15 protein-coding genes are annotated in these 17,171 nt (G+C 40.3%); 5 read left to right on the forward strand and 10 right to left on the reverse strand.

Annotated features, from left to right (window positions below):
• Positions 1-25 precede the first annotated feature (25 nt).
• From C7972_RS11600 to C7972_RS11610, 3 genes are all read right to left on the reverse strand, one after another.
• Positions 26-1,336 (reverse strand): AarF/ABC1/UbiB kinase family protein, encoded by a 1,311-nt coding sequence (locus tag C7972_RS11600; protein WP_110356350.1) that lies wholly within the window; start codon positions 1,334-1,336, stop codon positions 26-28.
• Between the two features lie 10 nt (positions 1,337-1,346).
• Positions 1,347-2,003, reverse strand: coding sequence for a TetR family transcriptional regulator C-terminal domain-containing protein (locus C7972_RS11605; RefSeq protein WP_110356351.1), 657 nt, complete (start codon positions 2,001-2,003; stop codon positions 1,347-1,349).
• A 338-nt stretch (positions 2,004-2,341) separates the two neighbouring features.
• The gene (locus C7972_RS11610) at positions 2,342-3,241 is read right to left on the reverse strand and encodes a MerR family transcriptional regulator (protein WP_110356352.1); all 900 of its coding nucleotides are present in this window, start codon (positions 3,239-3,241) and stop codon (positions 2,342-2,344) included.
• Between the two features lie 200 nt (positions 3,242-3,441).
• Between C7972_RS11610 and C7972_RS11615 the strand changes: the two genes are divergently transcribed.
• On the forward strand, positions 3,442-5,676 hold the full coding sequence (locus C7972_RS11615; protein ID WP_110356353.1) for an FUSC family membrane protein: 2,235 nt from the start codon (positions 3,442-3,444) through the stop codon (positions 5,674-5,676).
• A gap of 18 nt (positions 5,677-5,694) precedes the next feature.
• On the opposite strand, the gene C7972_RS24180 is transcribed toward C7972_RS11615, so the two are convergent.
• Entirely contained in the window at positions 5,695-5,829 is a 135-nt protein-coding gene (locus C7972_RS24180) for a hypothetical protein (protein ID WP_258364834.1), read from the reverse strand.
• A 50-nt stretch (positions 5,830-5,879) separates the two neighbouring features.
• Between C7972_RS24180 and nhaA the strand changes: the two genes are divergently transcribed.
• From nhaA to C7972_RS11630, 4 genes are all read left to right on the forward strand, one after another.
• On the forward strand, positions 5,880-7,187 hold the full coding sequence (gene nhaA / locus C7972_RS11620) for a Na+/H+ antiporter NhaA (RefSeq protein WP_110356354.1): 1,308 nt from the start codon (positions 5,880-5,882) through the stop codon (positions 7,185-7,187).
• A gap of 332 nt (positions 7,188-7,519) precedes the next feature.
• The gene (locus C7972_RS23795) at positions 7,520-7,663 is read left to right on the forward strand and encodes a hypothetical protein (protein WP_181422864.1); all 144 of its coding nucleotides are present in this window, start codon (positions 7,520-7,522) and stop codon (positions 7,661-7,663) included.
• A gap of 133 nt (positions 7,664-7,796) precedes the next feature.
• Positions 7,797-8,888 carry a DUF6544 family protein gene (locus tag C7972_RS11625; protein ID WP_110356355.1) on the forward strand — a complete coding sequence of 364 codons (1,092 nt, stop codon included), beginning with the start codon at positions 7,797-7,799 and terminating at the stop codon, positions 8,886-8,888.
• Between the two features lie 207 nt (positions 8,889-9,095).
• Complete coding sequence (locus C7972_RS11630) at positions 9,096-10,085, forward strand: bile acid:sodium symporter family protein (protein WP_110356356.1); 990 nt, start codon at positions 9,096-9,098, stop codon at positions 10,083-10,085.
• 59 nt (positions 10,086-10,144) lie between these two features.
• Here C7972_RS11630 and C7972_RS11635 read toward each other — a convergent pair whose 3' ends face one another.
• The 6 genes from C7972_RS11635 to C7972_RS11660 form a co-directional block, all read right to left on the reverse strand.
• Positions 10,145-11,566, reverse strand: a complete 1,422-nt coding sequence (locus C7972_RS11635; RefSeq protein ID WP_110356357.1) for a sulfatase — start codon at positions 11,564-11,566, stop codon at positions 10,145-10,147.
• 62 nt (positions 11,567-11,628) lie between these two features.
• Positions 11,629-12,711, reverse strand: coding sequence for a phosphotransferase family protein (locus tag C7972_RS11640; protein ID WP_110356358.1), 1,083 nt, complete (start codon positions 12,709-12,711; stop codon positions 11,629-11,631).
• Between the two features lie 5 nt (positions 12,712-12,716).
• On the reverse strand, positions 12,717-13,895 hold the full coding sequence (locus C7972_RS11645; protein ID WP_110356359.1) for an acyl-CoA dehydrogenase family protein: 1,179 nt from the start codon (positions 13,893-13,895) through the stop codon (positions 12,717-12,719).
• An 86-nt stretch (positions 13,896-13,981) separates the two neighbouring features.
• Positions 13,982-15,316 (reverse strand): enoyl-CoA hydratase-related protein, encoded by a 1,335-nt coding sequence (locus C7972_RS11650; protein WP_110356360.1) that lies wholly within the window; start codon positions 15,314-15,316, stop codon positions 13,982-13,984.
• A gap of 57 nt (positions 15,317-15,373) precedes the next feature.
• Positions 15,374-16,162, reverse strand: coding sequence for an SDR family NAD(P)-dependent oxidoreductase (locus tag C7972_RS11655; RefSeq protein ID WP_110356361.1), 789 nt, complete (start codon positions 16,160-16,162; stop codon positions 15,374-15,376).
• A 50-nt stretch (positions 16,163-16,212) separates the two neighbouring features.
• Positions 16,213-16,956 carry an SDR family NAD(P)-dependent oxidoreductase gene (locus tag C7972_RS11660; protein ID WP_110356362.1) on the reverse strand — a complete coding sequence of 248 codons (744 nt, stop codon included), beginning with the start codon at positions 16,954-16,956 and terminating at the stop codon, positions 16,213-16,215.
• Positions 16,957-17,171: the final 215 nt, after the last annotated feature.

The following is a 17,171-nucleotide window of genomic DNA, read 5'->3' on the forward strand; positions in this document are numbered from 1 at the left end:
TACACTGTTCAACCTATTCGAAACATTAATATTTATTAAAGTTGTTGATCTTAATGTTGCTGGCTTTTAAATCGAACATAAGGTTATATAGTCCAAAAAAGGTCCTATTAATATAGATGAAATGTTTGGAGCCCCTATTGCCGTTCATTTTACGCAGTTCCGTACTCTTTGAGTAGCGCTGTCCCAATTCCGTGATTTTACCGAAGAACCCACTATCTGAAAAATCGAAGGTTTCTGCCTGAAACGGCTGGGTGAAAAGGCTCAACAATTCATGGAACATTGCAGTGAAGAATTCCGTTTCCTCTTTTGAATCGTCTTTACGTAAAATTTCCAGTTCGTATAATTTGCTCACAAAAAAATTATGGTCCCTTATATTTTCCGGTTTCGCCAGTTCAAAATAAGGGACATAAAATTCCTCGGGAATAATTTTCATACAACCGAAATCGAGTGCTATCAATTTACCTTCCCTGGATACCAAGAAATTTCCAGGATGTGGGTCGGCATGAACTTTTTTCAGTCTGTGAATCTGAAACATATAAAAATCCCAAAGGGCCTGTCCCAACTTATTGGCCTTATCCTGATCGGTGTTATAGCCCGTAAACTCAGAAAGATGTTCTCCTTGCATGTAGTCCATGGTAAGAATTCGGTCGGAGGACAATTCTTCGTAATATTGGGGAAACAAAAGGTTGTGAATTCCTGAGCAGGCTTCGGCAATTTCCTTGCTTTGTTCCATTTCCAATACATAATCTGTTTCCTCTAGTAACTTTCCTTCAACTTCCTTGAAGTACTTGTCCGAATCTTTGCCTTTTATGTTAAACATTTTTATAGCAATGGGCTTAACTAGGGCAAGGTCGGAGGCTATACTATCGGCAACTCCTGGATATTGGATTTTCACAGCAAGTTTTTTCCCATCTTTTACTGCCTCATGGACTTGACCAATACTGGCAGCGTTTACTGAAGTTGTGTTGAAGGAATCAAATAGTTCATTGGGCAGTTTGCCAAAATAATTTTTAAATGTCTTGATTACCAAGGGAGGTGATAATGGGGGGACGGAAAACTGCGCCAAGGAAAATTTCTCCACATATGCTTGGGGCAATATGCTTTTTTCCATACTTAACATTTGGGCAACTTTTAGAGCACTTCCTTTGAGCTGTTTTAGGCTGTCATAAATATCTTCGGCATTGTTCTCGTTAAGTCTTGTTCTTGCCTGAAGCTCGGTTTTTGTAAGTTTATCACCATAGTACTTCAGGTAATTTACCCCAACCCTGGCACCCGTGGACACCAATTTTGTGGCACGATGTATTTTTGAAACAGGTATATTGTCTATGGTTTTCATCTATCAATTTTTAGTTCTTGTGCATTCTTTCCTTGAAAAGAAATTTTCCAAAGTCGACCACACTTTTAAGTGGGGTAATGTTCAAAATATCAAAACTAGTATTGACGGATTTTTCTATAAAAATATCGGTCTTTTCAAAAGAAGCTGAGGTATCTTCCATCCAGAATTTAAGGGTCAATAACAATTGTAGCCAGGCCGATTCCTGTAGGGCCCGGCGTTGGATTTTATCTATTTGCTCCTGTTTTAGGTCAAGAGTCTCTATATTGAGACCCTCAACGAAGGAGACAAAGCTCTTTTTTAGCTCCGATAATAGGGCTAAACTTTTAAGACTGTTTTTATGCTGCTGCAAGGCATAAACCACATAACTTCGGTTGGCTGTCAAATTTTCGAAAAAGGTGAAGTAAAAACTCAATAGTTTATTACGCGCATCGAAAGATTTATAATCATCGCTTTTCAGCAAGACAGAAATAGTGTTGTTGAAAATAGCTTTAAATACATGTTTTTCAACAGCCTCAAAAGAACCAAAAAATTTATAAAATTCCGATTCTTCAAAATTGTTGGCTTTGGCGAAAGCGTTGACCGACTTTGGATTTTCATTATGTTCCAGGACAAAATCCATGTAGGATGCAATTATGTCGTTTTCTGAAATAGTTTTCTTTTTTGCCATGACTTTGAATTGTAGGGCACAAGGTACAAAATGTTTAACCTTTTTATTGAAATATTAAACAAACTTTAACTTGAATTTAGGGCGAAGAGCTTGCAGAAACCTTTAAAAGGCCAAGTGTATTCCTTTATTACCCATTTAAAGCGTTTTACCAATGGGAAATAGGTTCACATCCCTTTATGGCGATTAGGAGGGGTGCCACCTCTTCGTTAAGGGGTTGTACATCAATAAAGTAGGTCTGAAACAGGAGCAGCTTCTAAGTGGAATTTCAATGCTCATACGTTTGTCTGCCTCATCGGCAGACTGCCTCACCTAGGGTAACTGACTTAAACCTTGGGGTATCAAAGGCTTTCGACCAAATGATCTATCTTGGAAAAGGCAACTATGGATTTAGGCAAATCTTTTTGATTTATGTCTTGGAGCATTTTTCCCGATATCCAAAGCTCTGAAGTAGTATCCTTTAGCAGCAAGTCGTAAAAATCCTTAAGATAGGCCATAATATTCTCCCTGTGCGGTTGTACCGTAAAATAGGAAACAAATACAATATTGTTGTATAAGGGTAATAAATCCTTTAAACAGGGTATGGGGATGCTTTGTCCAAGAAATATGGCATGGTAGCCTTTGGACAGGATTTCATAATTCAGGAACATTAATCCCAACTCGTGAATTTCATTATCGGGAAGGTATAGCACAAAATTCTTGGAGGAATTAGTGGGCGTACTGAATTGCAACTTTTCCGTATTTACCAAAATCTTTTGTTTGATCAGGGCGCAAATAAAATGTTCATGGGAGGGTGTTATGGTATCGGTTTGCCATAACAGTCCTACTTCATTTAAAAAAGGGATAAAATCGTCATAGAAGATCTCCCTAAACGACTTTTCCTTTAAAAGCCCATTATAGGTTTTGGAGAATAAGGCCTGGTCAAAATTCATCATGGCCATTTTAAAGGAATTTAAAACATGTCCGTTATTGCTTTGATCGGAAACCAAATTTCTTACTACGCCGGGAATTTTATCCTCCCCCAACTGAGAAATCTTGGAAATTTTATAACCGTTATTGTAAAGGAATGTAACATTAAGAAGTTTTTGCAGGTTCTCTATATCATAGCATCTAATGTTGGTATCCGTTCTGTTAGGTTGAAACAGATTGTAGCGTTTTTCCCATATTCTAATGGTATGGGCCTTAATTCCTGAGAGATTTTCAAGGTCCTTTATGCTAAAATTACTTTTAACGTTGTTCATTTATTTTAAAAAAAGATTAAACAAAAATATGGTTTTTATGATTCATTTCAAAGTTTTGTTCGAGGCTTAATATGCCAGTATGTTGGTGTGCCTAGCCATATATAGGTTGTGTAAGAAAATGGAATACATTGAAAATACAGGATTTTCAATATTTGCCATAGCAATGGCAAATCGTATCTTTATAGCTGAACAAATAAGAATTGAAATCATACAGCCAACTCATTTTTAATAATCTTAGGGAACTGCTCTACTTTTTAAAAAGTACTAATTTCTCCAAGGCCATTCTGATTGCCATAGCTGTTACGGTACCTATTTTACTTTCCATTAAGTGGGGGCATTTGGAAATTGGATTGGCCCTTTGCTTTGGGGCTTTTTGGAGTTCACCTAGTGATGTGAGCGGTAATTTTCGACACAAAAAGTTGGGGATCCTATTTTCTGCGGTCCTGGTTATGGTGGTAAGTTTCATTGCAGGTTATTTGAAATTAGAAACTAGATTACTTATTCCCGTTTTGGGATTGTTAACATTTGCTATCGCTTTTATTTCCGTGTATGGGTTTAGGGCCTCCCTTATTAGTTTTTCCGGCTTACTGGCCTTGGTATTGAGCTTTGCCCACGAATCCCAGGAACTCGAAATTTATGAATACGCAATTTTAATAGGGGTTGGGGGACTATGGTATTTGTTTTTGGCAGTGCTTTGGTACCATATAAACCCTAAGGCGCAAACCGAAGAACTTTTTGGGGAGACCTATAGGCTTACTGCTGAATTTTTGGAAACCAGGGGGCAATTGGTTGGTCCTAAGACGGACCGATTGGAATTGCAGTCCAAATTATATGAAATACAGAGTAAGTTAATTGAGCATCATGAAACCCTAAGGGAAATATTGCTTCTTTCGAGGAAAAGTTCTGGAAGATCAAGTTATCAGGCCAAGAGGCTGTTGATCTTTGTTGAATTGATAGATATGCTCGAAACGGCGATCGCCAATCCTGTCAATTATGATAAAATGGATGCGCTTCTTGGAGATCACCCAGAGTTTATAGAGAGCTTTCAGAATTTAATATTCGAAATGGCAAGTCAACTAAGGTTAATTGCCGACATGGGAGCCGACCATAATAAGTTTCCCAAAAATTCCAAATTGGCACAATGTTTTGAAAAGGTGGAAAATGAAATAACAAGTTTCAGGAACGATACGGGTGCTGGGGATTTTGAGGGGGGACTTATGCTTCAAAACCTATTTCATTATCTGGAAAAACAATTTGAGAAGCTTAAAAAGATAAAATGGCTTCTTGGAAATCCGGATATGGGTTCGGTAGATTTAATAGACCAGGCTGCGGCCAGACGCTTTATAGTTCCCCAGGATTACGATCCCAAACTATTGCTGAGTAACTTTAGTTTTAGGTCTACCATATTTAGACACTCGTTAAGGTTGTCCGTGACCGTTATGGTGGGGTATGCCCTTGGTAATTTCTTCGATTTTCAAAACCCGTATTGGATACTATTGACTATTATAGTCATAATGCGGCCCAGCTACGGCCTTACTAAATCCCGTACAAAGGATAGGATTATTGGAACACTTTTAGGTGGTGCTATTGCTACCGGTTTTGTTTTTTTAATACAGAACCCTTATGTATTTGGGGTTTTGGGAGTGGTGTCTTTGGTCGTAGCCTTTTCAATGGTGCAAAAAAATTATAGGGCAGGGGCTACCTTTATAACACTTACCGTAGTATTCGTTTATGCCATTATCCGTCCGGACATAATAACCGTAATACAGTACAGAATATTGGATACGCTCATCGGTGCTGGCCTGTCCTTTATGGCCATGTTGTGGATTTTGCCGGCCTGGGGGTTTATGGAGATCAGGGAACAAATAGAAAATAGCGTTAAGGCCAATAGGGAGTTTCTTGCCCAAATTGCCCATTATTATGAACTAAAGGGAAAGGTGACTACCACTTATAAGATTTCCCGTAAGGAAGCTTTTGTGGAAACTTCCAACCTTAGCTCGGCCTTTCAGCGCATGGCACAAGAACCTGTATCAAAACAAAAGAATCTGGATAAAATATATGAACTGGTTGTGCTGAACCATACTTTTCTGTCATCTTTGGCATCCTTTAGCACATATATCCAGAACAACCCTACCACTGAGGCTACGTTAAAATTTAAAAAATTTATTTCTCAAATTGATAAAAACCTAGAGCAGGTACTTCTTGCTTTGGAAGGTTCAAAATTGGACCAGGCCCTTGTTGACCGTCAGAACGGTCCAAACTCCAAGGAACAGCTACCTACTTTTGTTCCACAAAGGATAGAACTTTCCTCTCCCATGGATATAAAATTGGAGCGCGAGCTTCAGGAAGCCCATTTGGTAACCGAACAATTACAATGGTTGTATTCCTTAAGTGGGAAAATGTTAAGGTTGGTCTCGAAAATTGAGTTTGACTAGTAGATCTGTAGTAACTTTTTAGGTAGTGTTCTTGGAGGTCGTATCTATAAGTGGCACGGATAGCTCCTTATTATGAGCTATAATAATCGTGGTCACCAATCCTTTTATGATCAATACTTGTAAATATTGCTTGTCCATTGCAATTTGAAGCATTTATGTATTTTTACAATTATGACATTTATTTACAATAACATCTTTAATTTATGATCAAAAGAATTATTCTTACCCCTTTCCAAAAATTCGTAAAAATTGAGAGTTTAAGTGGTGTTCTCTTGTTTAGCGCCACACTCATAGCCATGATTTGGGCCAATTCTGGGTTTAGTGAATCCTACAATTCCTTATGGCAATATAAAATAGGCATTGGTTCCGATGCGTTTCAGCTTACAAAACCCCTTTCTTTATGGATCAACGATGGGCTCATGGCCTTGTTTTTCTTTTTGATAGGATTGGAAATAAAAAGAGAATTGCTGATTGGGGAACTCAATGAATTTCGAAAGGCTATATTTCCATTGTTTGCTGCTCTCGGGGGAATGCTTTTCCCTTTGGCTCTGTTCCTTTTTTTAAATGATCGGCCCCAAACGGCACCGGGATGGGGAATCCCCATGGCAACGGATATAGCCTTTTCATTGGCCATACTTCAGCTCTTGGGAAATAGGGTTCCCTTAAGTTTAAAGATATTCCTTACGGCCTTTGCCATAGTGGACGATTTGGGCGCAGTCTTGGTTATTGCAATTTTTTATAGTGGTGGGGTTGATTGGTTTTTGATCTTGTATTCATTAATTCCCTTTCTAATACTTTCTTATCTTGGATTTAAAGGTATTTATTCCAAATATATGACTGTAATTCTTGGATTTATTATTTGGTTGCTATTTTTGAAATCGGGAATACATCCAACGATAGCAGGTGTACTTGTGGCATTTACCGTGCCAATACGGCAAAAGATCGATATGAATTATTTTAAGGAGAACCTTTCCAAAATAATTGAAGGTATTTCCCAATCCAATAACGAAAAGGTTCCGATCTTGTCCAAAGAACAAATAGGGCATATGGACGACCTTGACGATTTGACCGATAAATTTACCTCACCACTTCAGAGGTTGGAACATCGACTTCACGGCTGGGTAGCTTATTTTATTATGCCGGTTTTTGCCCTGGCCAATGCGGGAGTGGTTTTCAGTACCAATGTGGATTTTGATATCCCTTTGATGATGAATATCGCCATAGCTTTATTTCTTGGTAAATTGTTTGGGATTACATTGATGTCTTGGTTGGGGGTTAAACTCCGGTTGGCGCTATTGCCCGGTGATATGAACTTTGTTCAGGTTACTGGAATAGCTATTTTGGCAGGGGTAGGCTTTACCATGTCCATTTTTATTGCCAATCTGGCATTTTCAGATAATGCAATACTGATAGATTCGGCTAAGGTGGGTATCTTGATAGGTTCGGTTGTTTCCGGTCTGGTGGGGTATCTGGTACTAAGGTTTAGTGGTGGAAAGAAAAAGGATCAATAAGGGTTGGACTTAAATACGGTCTGAAAATGGGTCATGGTATCGGCTCCCACATGGATGCAATGTGTTTGGAGTGCAAATCTTTTTTACCTTTTTAGGCTTGAAGGGTCAGTGCTTCGAGAACAATTAAACAGGCATGCCAAGTAATCCTGCATCTATTTTTTTTTCGTGATTGGCGGGGTCAGTCGCAAGGCTGCGACCAAATTCAAGCTATAGCACCTTTCTTGGAGGACGGTACCCATTCTGTGCTGATTTCTAGTAATTCTTCTAAGATTTAGCAGGAATTCCATGTTCAAAATGGCCGTTGTTTGTATAAGATATTGATCACCTGATATATGTCATTTTCAAAGATCCCTGACTTATTTATTTTTAATCCCGTAAACTTAAAAATTATGATCTGTGCACCTACAGAAAACTACAAGGAATTTTATTTGGTAAGGGAAGAAGCGTGGATCGAACTTTATGTGCTGTCCGATTAGGGGAAATTGAACTTGGGATTTTATGGCGGCAGCCGCCAGTTTTTATATCGGTTAATGGATAAATAATTTAGGTAGAAATCTAAAATGACTTTTTGTACTGATTTAATGCTGAAATAATTCAAAGAATAGAAATATGCGAATTGCAGTTTTAATTATCTTGATTATTCACGGTCTTATACATTTGATCGGATTCGCCAAAGCTTTCCAATTTGGGGAGATGTCACAATTCACCAAAGCAATTTCAAGACCAATGGGCATACTTTGGTTTTTGGCAGCCATAATGTTCATTGTAACCGCTATAGGATTGTTCTTAAGAAAGGATTGGTGGCCTTTACTGGGCCTGGCAATGGTAGTTCTTTCCCAAGGCTTGATTTTTACTAGCTGGATGGATGCCAAATTTGGAACCATTGCGAATGCCATTATTTTGTGCGCAGCTATCATAGGTCAAGCAACTATACTATTTGAAAGAAGTTTTAAAGATGATGTTGCTTTTGCTATGAACACTGTTGCCCCAAGTAAGGAAGTTTTAAGTGAAGAGGATTTGGCACCTCTGCCCATTTGCGTTCAAAAGTATCTGGGTTATGTAGGTGCAGTGGGAAAGCCAAAAGTGTACAATATGAAAATTGTATTCAAAGGCGAAATGCGGGACAAAGGCAAAGATTGGTTCCCTTTTGAATCGGTTCAATATAATTTCTTTGGGGTGCCAAGGCGCTTGTTTTTTATGAAGGCCAAGGTAATGGGCCTTCCTACCAATGGCTATCATAAGTATACCAACGAAACTGCCCGCATGCAAATAAAACTTTTATCGCTTTTTCCTGTAGTGGACTTGGAAGAACCGGAATTGTATCCTACGGAAACCGTCACCTTTTTTAATGATCTATGCCTATTTGCCCCAGCTGCCTTAATAGACGACAGAATTAGTTGGGAGACCCTGGATGCCTTAAGTGCAAGGGCCACCTTTCATAACAATGAAACTATAATATCTGCCGAATTGTATTTTAATGAAAAGGGACAATTGGTGAATTTTGTGTCCAATGACCGTTATTCCGTAGCGGAAATGAAAGCATTTCCATTTTCAACACCTGTAAACAATTACAAAAATATAAATGGCTACCAATTGCCTTCTTATGGCGAAGCTACATGGCATTATCCTGATGGGGAATTTGTATATGGAAAATTTGAAGTAGCCGATATAATTTATAATGTTACCGATGCCAATAGGTAGTTTTAATTTGTGATAGGAAAGGTTTAGAAATTTCTGTGAGTGCGCTACGAAATCATATTCTAATTTTAGGGCTTTAATTTACACTTGTAATGGTGCGCCGAATAAATTGGATCCTGTATGGTATTGGCTGTGGTTTAATTATTAATTTCGCAGTCATAAGGCTACCACCATTATTGTAATGGTCATATTATAAAACGGGGATTGACTATGAAATTTAAAATCGATGGGTTTGTCCTGTCTATAATAGCTGTCATTGGAATAGCTTATGTTTTCCCCTATTGGGGTACGGCAGACAGCGGTGTTCCGATCGATACGATTGGTACAATAGGAATTTCCTTAATCTTCTTTTTTTATGGATTAAAATTGAGTCCCTCTAAATTAAAGGCCGGACTTAAGAATTGGAAGTTGCACTTGTTGGTGCAGGCATCCACTTTTTTGATTTTTCCCTTAATCGTTTTGGCATTTTATCCACTTATACAAAATGAAGAGCAGCAGACCTTATGGTTGGCCTTCTTTTTTTTGGCGGCCTTACCCTCTACGGTTTCTTCCTCGGTGGTAATGGTTTCTATGGCCAAGGGCAACATCCCTGCAGCAATTTTCAATGCCAGTATTTCGGGTATAATTGGTATTGCCATTACTCCGCTTTGGATGGGATTCTTTGTTCAAAATGCCGGAACAGATTTTGATTTTACGGAAATATACACAAAACTTGTACTGCAGATTATTCTGCCTGTAGTTTTTGGGTTTTTTCTACAGCGATATTGGGGGGAGTGGGCACAGAAGTACAATAGAAGTTTATCCTTCTTCGATAAATCCATTATTTTGCTTATAATCTATAAAAGCTTTGCCGGATCGTTTGAAGAAAACATTTTTGGTACGGTATCCTTTGTGGATTTGTTGATACTTTTTATAGCGGTACTAGGGTTGTTTTACCTTGTATTTTTAATAACAGGTTTTGTGGCCAAAAAACTAAAATTTAATACCGAGGATCAAATTACGGCCCAGTTTTGTGGCACCAAAAAATCCTTGGTGCATGGTACTGTTTTCTCTAAAATTCTTTTTGGCAATATGGCTTCCATAGGTGTAATTTTGCTGCCCTTAATGGTATTCCATGCCACCCAGATTCTAATTTTGAGCATAGTGGCCGGTATTCGAGCCAATAGGCCAGTTGCGCCGAAACCTACCGAAGTGGTATAGCCTAAAAACAAAATGGACCAAGTTTCCTTTGAATTTTACAGCGGTTAATCCACATTTGTCTATTCTATATCCATCAGTTGGTCTTTGCCTTTTACCAATTTGGATTGGTGCTCCTTTACCATAGCATTGATTTCCGATATTATTTCTGGTTGACTGGCCCCTAAGTCAAAATTTTCAGATGGGTCCACACTTAAATTATATAAGATCGGTACAGGGTGTACTATCTTTTCGCCGAACTGGCCATAGGAACCTTCAGTAATATAATGTGCCTTGTAATCTCCAAGTCGGGCTGCATATAATTGTGTTCCCCTATAGTAGAAAACTCCTTTTCGCGGGCTGGGTGCATTCTTAAAAAGGGTTCCACTTAGGTCAAAACCATCCATAATCCTGTCTTTGGGCATTGGTACATTTGCCAAGGCACTGAAGGTTGGGAAAAGATCCATGGTGGTACCCAATTCGGATATTACGGCTGGCTTAATGTTGGTAGGTGACCAAAATATACAGGGTTCCCTCATGCCACCTTCCCAGGTCATACCTTTTCCTGCTTTAAGTAATCCGGCACTGCCGCCATTAATTCCGTAGGACAGCCAAGGGCCGTTATCCGATGTAAATACCACAATAGTATTTTTGTCCAGGCCTTCTTCTTTTAGGGCGGCAATAATTTGCCCTATACCATGATCAATTTCCTCAACAACATCGCCATAAATCCCTCGTTTACTTTTGCCTAAAAAATCTTCGGAGGCAAATAGGGGTATGTGGGGCAGATTGTGGGCCAAGTATATAAAAAAAGGATTGTCCTTGTTTTTTTTAATATAGGCTATGGTCTCTTCTGCGTATCTTTTGGTAATGGTATTTTGATTGGCAGGCCTTTCAATGATTTCGGTATTCCTCATTAAGGGAACATTGAAATTTTCGGTGGGTAAATTTCCTTTTTTTTCCTTATAGGCTTTATAATCGCCTACAAAGTCCATGTCGTTGGAGTAGGGGATGCCAAAATAGTAATCAAAACCATTATTGGTAGGTAGGTATTCCTCCTTATGGCCTAAATGCCATTTACCAATACATGCTGTACTGTAGCCTACTTTTTTTAATTGTTCCGCCAAAGTTATTTCCGAGCTTGGCAAACCATATTTGGAATTAGGGAACAACACCCTTTTAACATCACTGGCCATTCCGCTTCTTACCGGTAACCTTCCAGTTAATAATGCCGCTCTACTAGGGGTACATACACTGGCCCCTACATAAAAATTGGTCCATTTTTGTCCTTCGGCGGCCATTTGATCCAAATGCGGGGTTTTAATGGTTGGGTGGCCATAAGTGCCAAGATCGCCATAGCCAAGATCGTCTGCAAAAATGATAATGAAATTGGGGGTTTTGCTTAAATTTTCCTGACCGTAGCAATTGCTGGAAATCGGTAGAACGAACAAAAGGATTATAAGTATTCTAAGAATTTGATCTGTTGCGGGTTTGGGAGTAATCATGAAATTGGCTATATTTTATATAGGTTGGAAGGTAAAAAAAAGATTGGACAATTTATTTTAAACTAAAATAAATTGTCCAATCTTTTTTTAGATATGGCCTGATTTGCTATTTCACCAAGTAGTTTTACCCCGTCAATTAGTTTTTCAAATCGGGGGTCCTGTGTAAATCCTTTTTTGTATCGGAAGTATATTTGTTGAACAATCACTGCTATCTTGAACAATCCATAGACATAATAAAAAATAATTGGGCCTACTACGTGGCCACTTTTTAGACTGTACAGATGTACCACTTCCTCACGGGAAAGGTTACCGGGCAAATGGGACGGGGTAAGATTTAATTGCTTCATAAAATCTGGGTCATTGGGATTTACCCAATATCCCAAGGTAGTCCCCAGATCCATCAAAGGATTACCAATCGTGGCCATTTCCCAATCCAAGACCGCATTTACTTTGGTCCAATCTTGGGAATCCAGCACCAAATTGTCGTATTTAAAATCGTTATGGATCAAGGAATAGTTTGTAGGTTCCTTGGGCATATTCCCGCCCAGCCATTGGGCTGCAGCTTCAATTCTGGGTATTTCATCGGTTTTGGATTTGAAATATCGTTTGGTCCAACCTCCAATTTGACGTTGCATATACCCTTCGGGCTTACCAAAATCACCCAATCCAATATCGTTTACATTGAGCTGGTGAAGGTGTACAAATGTGTCTACAAAACTGTTCGATATGCCTTGCATCAGTGCTGGGGAAGGGGTCATTTCAGTTGGCATGTTGGCCCTTAAAATAACGCCCTCCACCCGTTCCATCAGGTAGAAGGGGCAACCTAAAATGGTTTCATCCTGGCAGTAATGTTTGGGATCAGGCACTTTACCGTAGTTGGGTTTTAAAGCCGTTAAAATGTCGTATTCACGCTTCATATCGTGACCGGATTTTATATTGGCCCCGATAGGTGGTCTTCGCAATACATATTCCGTATTTCCCCATTGTAACAAATAGGTGAGGTTGGAATAGCCACTGGGAAATTGGGTTATTTTTAAATCGCCTTTGTTGGTAAAGAATTGTTGCAAATAGGATTGTAAAATATCCACTGGCAATTCTTCCCCATCGCGGACGGTCGTAGGTATATCGTTCCAAGTGTTCAACATAGCTTTTAAATTCTGTATTCTTTTAAAATTTGTCTGGCCAAGCTGCTTTTGTGCACCTCGTCTGCACCGTCATAAATACGGGCAGCGCGTTCGTGCCTGTAGTAAAAAGCTAAAATAGTATCGTCTGTAAGGCCCAAGGCGCCATGGACTTGAATGGCACGGTCCACTACTTTTTGGAGCACGTTGGCACAGTAAAATTTAATGATGGAAATTTCCTTTCGGGTTTTATAGGCGCCCTGTGTATCAATTTTTTGTGCAGCATCCTGGATTAGCAATCGGGCGGCATTAATTTCGGCCCGGGATTCGGCAATCCAGTTTTGAACGGTCTGTTTATCGGCCAATGTTTTTCCATATGCCAATTCCCTTGATAGCGCGCGTTGGCACATTAGGTCAAAAGAGCGTTCACATATGCCCATCCATCGCATGCAATGGTGGATACGCCCCGGTCCCAACCTTTTTTGGGCTATGGTAAACCCTTCACCATCGGCCCCCAGAACATTGCTCAATGGTACTTTTGTATTATGGAATTTAATTTCTGAATGGCTCTCCCAACCACTTCCCGGATGACCCATAACGGGAATATTTCTTATAAACTCCAGACCTGAGGCATTGGTGGGGACAATAACTTGACTTGCTTTTTTATGCACTTCTGCCGCTTCTGGATTGGTTATCAACATTACAATGGCAAAGGCAGCCCCATCAAAACCTGAAGTAAACCATTTATGACCGTTTATTTCATAGTGACCTTCTTTTTTGAAGGCCAGTGTACCCATATTTACCGGATTGGAGCCCGCAAAATTGGGTTCGGTCATAGCGAAACAACTTCTAATATCTCCTGCTAGAAGAGGTTGGAGGTATGTTTCTTTTTGTTCCTCGGTTCCGAATTCGATCAATATCTCCATGTTGCCCGCATCAGGGGCCTGACAATTAAAACAATAATGTCCGTAGGGACTGGCGCCCAAAATCTCGCTGATTTCCCCATGCTGGGAATTGGTGAGTCCCAATCCGCCGTATTCCTTAGGAATCTGAGGTAGCCAAAGCCCCAAGGCCTTTACTTTTTGGCGCAGTTCATTGAGCTTTGGTAATTTTTCATCCCAGCTGCAATTTAAAATCCAGGGTTCCAAAGGAAATAATTCATCCTGAACAAAGGACTTTATCCTATTTTTAATTTCGGTGAAATTCATCTATTCTGTTTTTTACAGGTTCCGGTCTTTATGTGAAATGAGTTTGGAATACCTGTGGGATTGGGTATCAATATTTACAAACAGTATTATTTACCTGTAAATTTAGCGGGACGTTTTTCCAAAAAGGCGTTGACACCTTCCTTAAAATCGCTACTCCCAAAGGTGGCCACTTGCTTTTCAGCTTCATAAGCAATGGTGTCGTACAAATCGTGTCCCATGGCATAGAACATATCCTCTTTGGTGACGCCAAGGGCTAGGGTAGGGCGTTTGGCCAATTCATGGGCCCAGGCTTTGGCCGTTTTAAGCAAATCCGAGTCGCCTTGTACCAACTTATTGGTGAGGCCAAGGTCTAAACATTCCTTTGCCATTATTTTTTTGCCTTCCACGGCTATTTGCAATGCCTTGCTATATCCGACCTGTCTTGCCAAAAGCCAACTTCCGCCACCGTCGGGGCCAAGTCCAATATTGATAAAAGCATATAACAGAGCACTGCTTTCGGACATTACCCTTAAATCGCACGCAAGGGCCAAGGAAGCACCTACACCGGCCGCAGTGCCGTTAATGGCCCCGATAATAGGTTTGCGAAGTGTAAAAAGCGTGCGCATCAGTGGTTGGTAAGTACTGGTAATATATGCCCTCCCTTCCTCGGGTGTAATCTGACCAAAGACAGCCATATCCGCACCTGCACAAAACCCCTTGCCGGCCCCCGTAATGACCACGGCACGTATGTCGTCATCTTTTCGGATTAGGTTCATGGCCTGGGTGATTCCTTGTACCACATCGTCCGTAACCGCATTGTATCTTGAAGGCCTGTTAAGGGTAATGATTCCGATATCGCTTTCCTTTTCAAAAAGAACACTCTCATTGATCTTGCTTTCAATTTTTCTAGGTGCGTCTTTGTGGGTTGCGGGATCTGCTTTCCCGTTCTTGGAGTTTGAATAGGCTTGGGCAATAAATTCGGCTACACATGCCGGTTTTTCTTCGCCCTTAAGCTCAAATACAAGCTTCAATTTGTATTTGGCCCCACCTTCAAAAGGGTTGAATTCCATTAAAGACACTCGGGCCCTTAACAAGGCGCCTACAGGGGTGGCATTCATGAACCTTACTTTGTCCAATCCATAATTTACTCCCATGGCAATATCCTTGATCCTGAGGGTTTCAAAACAAAATTTTGAGGCCAGTGACAGTACTAGAAAGCCATGTGCCACCGTTTTTTTATAAGGAGAATACTTGGCGGATTTTTCAGGGTCTATATGAATCCATTGATTATCGTCTGTTGTTTTGGCAAAGGTGTCGATCATATCCTGGGTTATGGTCATCCAATTGGATACCCCCAATTCCTTTCCTTGGTAACGGGTCAGATCCGATAACTGTGGAATTTCTGTGGAATAAGCCTCATTGATTGGTTTTTCTTCTGCCATTTGGTTGGTTTTTGTCTAATTAAATTGTTTGGTGTTTGCCGGGCTCTGGCCTGATTGCTAATTGAACCCTCCAGCGATCATGTGGCCCCCGTCGGCTGTAAAAATCGACCCGGTACAATAACTGGATGCCTCGGAAGCCAAAAAACAGGCCAGGCCGGCCATTTCATCCGGAACGGCCATTCTTCCTGCCGGTAAATGGCGTGTTACTTGGTCCAATATTTTTTCGTTTTGCCATAGGGCAGAACTAAATTTGGTTTTGATAAGTCCTGGACAAATTGCGTTGGAACGGATACCAAATTTGCCCCATTCCACGGCCTGTGATTTTGTCAACATAATTAAAGCCGCCTTACTAACGCTGTACAGCCCCAATCCAGCACTCGGTTTCATTCCTTCAACTGAAGCAATATTGATGATACTCCCGCCTCCGTTTTTTTTCATAATGGGATAACAAAGGTTGGCCAATAGAAAAGGGGCCTTGGCATTTATATCCATTATTTTGTCAAATAAAGCATTCTCCATAGTATCCAAGGGGCCATAAAACGGATTGGTAGCGGCATTGTTCACAAGAATATCCACGCCTCCGTAAGCATTTACCGTTTCTTCCACCAGTTCCTTTAATTGGGTTTCATCACCAACATGGCAGGCTATTCCCAAGGTGTCGAAGCCTTCCGCATTCATATTGTTGGCTACTTCATCAACCGCTTCCTGGCTACGGGAACTAATCACCACCTTGGCACCGTATTCGGCTAGCCCTCTGGCAATAGATGCACCTATGCCTTTGCTGGCACCCGTTACAATGGCCACTTTGTTCCTTAGATCGAATTTTTGTTTTATTCTTGTTTGCATCTACTTGTTTTATTGGAGTTCTTATGATATCATAAAGGTATGGGCATACATTAAACAGGCATGGCACCACCATTGGCATGTAGGGTATGGCCACTTATAAATCCTGCTTCTTTTGATGCCAGAAACAAATAGGCGTGTCCCATATCTTCCGGGGTGCCGATCCGGCCTACGGGAATCATCGAAATCCCTGCCTGTATAACATCCTCTGGCATTGAATCCGTCATTTCAGTTTTAATAAAGCCAGGGGCAACGGCATTTACCGTTATGTTGTATTTGCCAACTTCCCTACAAAGCGAATGTGTAAAGCCTACTATGGCTGCCTTACTGGCACTGTAGTTGGTTTGCCCAAAAGCGCCATGAAAGGCATTTATGGACGATGCTGAAATTATACGTCCATAATTGGCTGCTTTCATGTGGGGTACTACGGATTTAGCAGTAATGTAAAGCGAATCTACATTGACACGCATTACCTGATCCCATTCCTCACGACTCATTTTTAGGATAGAACGGTCACGGATAATACCTGCGTTATTGATCAGAACATCAATTCTACCATATTCTTCAATAATCTTGGCAACCGCTCTGTCTACAGATTCTTGGTCGGTAACATCTACTTTTTGATAAAATATTTTTCCACCGGAGTCCGCAATTACTTTTGCGGTTTGTTGCCCATCTTGTAATACATCCCATAAGGCCACCGTGGCGCCTTCATTGCAAAATACCTTGCAGATTCCTTCACCAATGCCTCTTGCTCCACCCGTAACGATTACGAGCTGTCCTTCCAGTTTTTTCATTTTTATAAAAGTTTGACCGATTTTAATTCAGTAATTTAAAAAACTTTGGAGACAAACTCTAATGAAGTAACAAGTATTATTGGAACTGGAAAGCTTAAGACCCCCCTATTACCAACATGGGAATTAAAAGTATTGGTAGGCCATATGTGGCTATAGAACCAAAATACCCTAGAAATCAAGAAAATTGATACTAGGGTAAATGCTATCTTTTATTT

This window comes from Arenibacter sp. ARW7G5Y1 (assembly GCF_003201775.1).
Classification (GTDB): domain Bacteria; phylum Bacteroidota; class Bacteroidia; order Flavobacteriales; family Flavobacteriaceae; genus Arenibacter.

Excerpts from the sequence above, each read along its gene's own strand:
- nhaA (WP_110356354.1), top strand. The coding sequence starts at position 5,880 with ATGATCAAAAGAATTATTCTTACCCCTTTCCAAAAATTCGTAAAAATT.
- C7972_RS11660 (WP_110356362.1), bottom strand. The coding sequence starts at position 16,956 with ATGAAAAAACTGGAAGGACAGCTCGTAATCGTTACGGGTGGAGCAAGA.
- C7972_RS11610 (WP_110356352.1), bottom strand. The coding sequence starts at position 3,241 with ATGAACAACGTTAAAAGTAATTTTAGCATAAAGGACCTTGAAAATCTC.
- C7972_RS11640 (WP_110356358.1), bottom strand. The coding sequence starts at position 12,711 with ATGTTGAACACTTGGAACGATATACCTACGACCGTCCGCGATGGGGAA.
- C7972_RS11635 (WP_110356357.1), bottom strand. The coding sequence starts at position 11,566 with ATGATTACTCCCAAACCCGCAACAGATCAAATTCTTAGAATACTTATA.
- C7972_RS11630 (WP_110356356.1), top strand. The coding sequence starts at position 9,096 with ATGAAATTTAAAATCGATGGGTTTGTCCTGTCTATAATAGCTGTCATT.
- C7972_RS24180 (WP_258364834.1), bottom strand. The coding sequence starts at position 5,829 with ATGCTTCAAATTGCAATGGACAAGCAATATTTACAAGTATTGATCATA.
- C7972_RS11625 (WP_110356355.1), top strand. The coding sequence starts at position 7,797 with ATGCGAATTGCAGTTTTAATTATCTTGATTATTCACGGTCTTATACAT.
- C7972_RS11645 (WP_110356359.1), bottom strand. The coding sequence starts at position 13,895 with ATGAATTTCACCGAAATTAAAAATAGGATAAAGTCCTTTGTTCAGGAT.
- C7972_RS11605 (WP_110356351.1), bottom strand. The coding sequence starts at position 2,003 with ATGGCAAAAAAGAAAACTATTTCAGAAAACGACATAATTGCATCCTAC.
- C7972_RS11655 (WP_110356361.1), bottom strand. The coding sequence starts at position 16,162 with ATGCAAACAAGAATAAAACAAAAATTCGATCTAAGGAACAAAGTGGCC.
- C7972_RS11600 (WP_110356350.1), bottom strand. The coding sequence starts at position 1,336 with ATGAAAACCATAGACAATATACCTGTTTCAAAAATACATCGTGCCACA.
- C7972_RS11650 (WP_110356360.1), bottom strand. The coding sequence starts at position 15,316 with ATGGCAGAAGAAAAACCAATCAATGAGGCTTATTCCACAGAAATTCCA.
- C7972_RS23795 (WP_181422864.1), top strand. The coding sequence starts at position 7,520 with ATGTCATTTTCAAAGATCCCTGACTTATTTATTTTTAATCCCGTAAAC.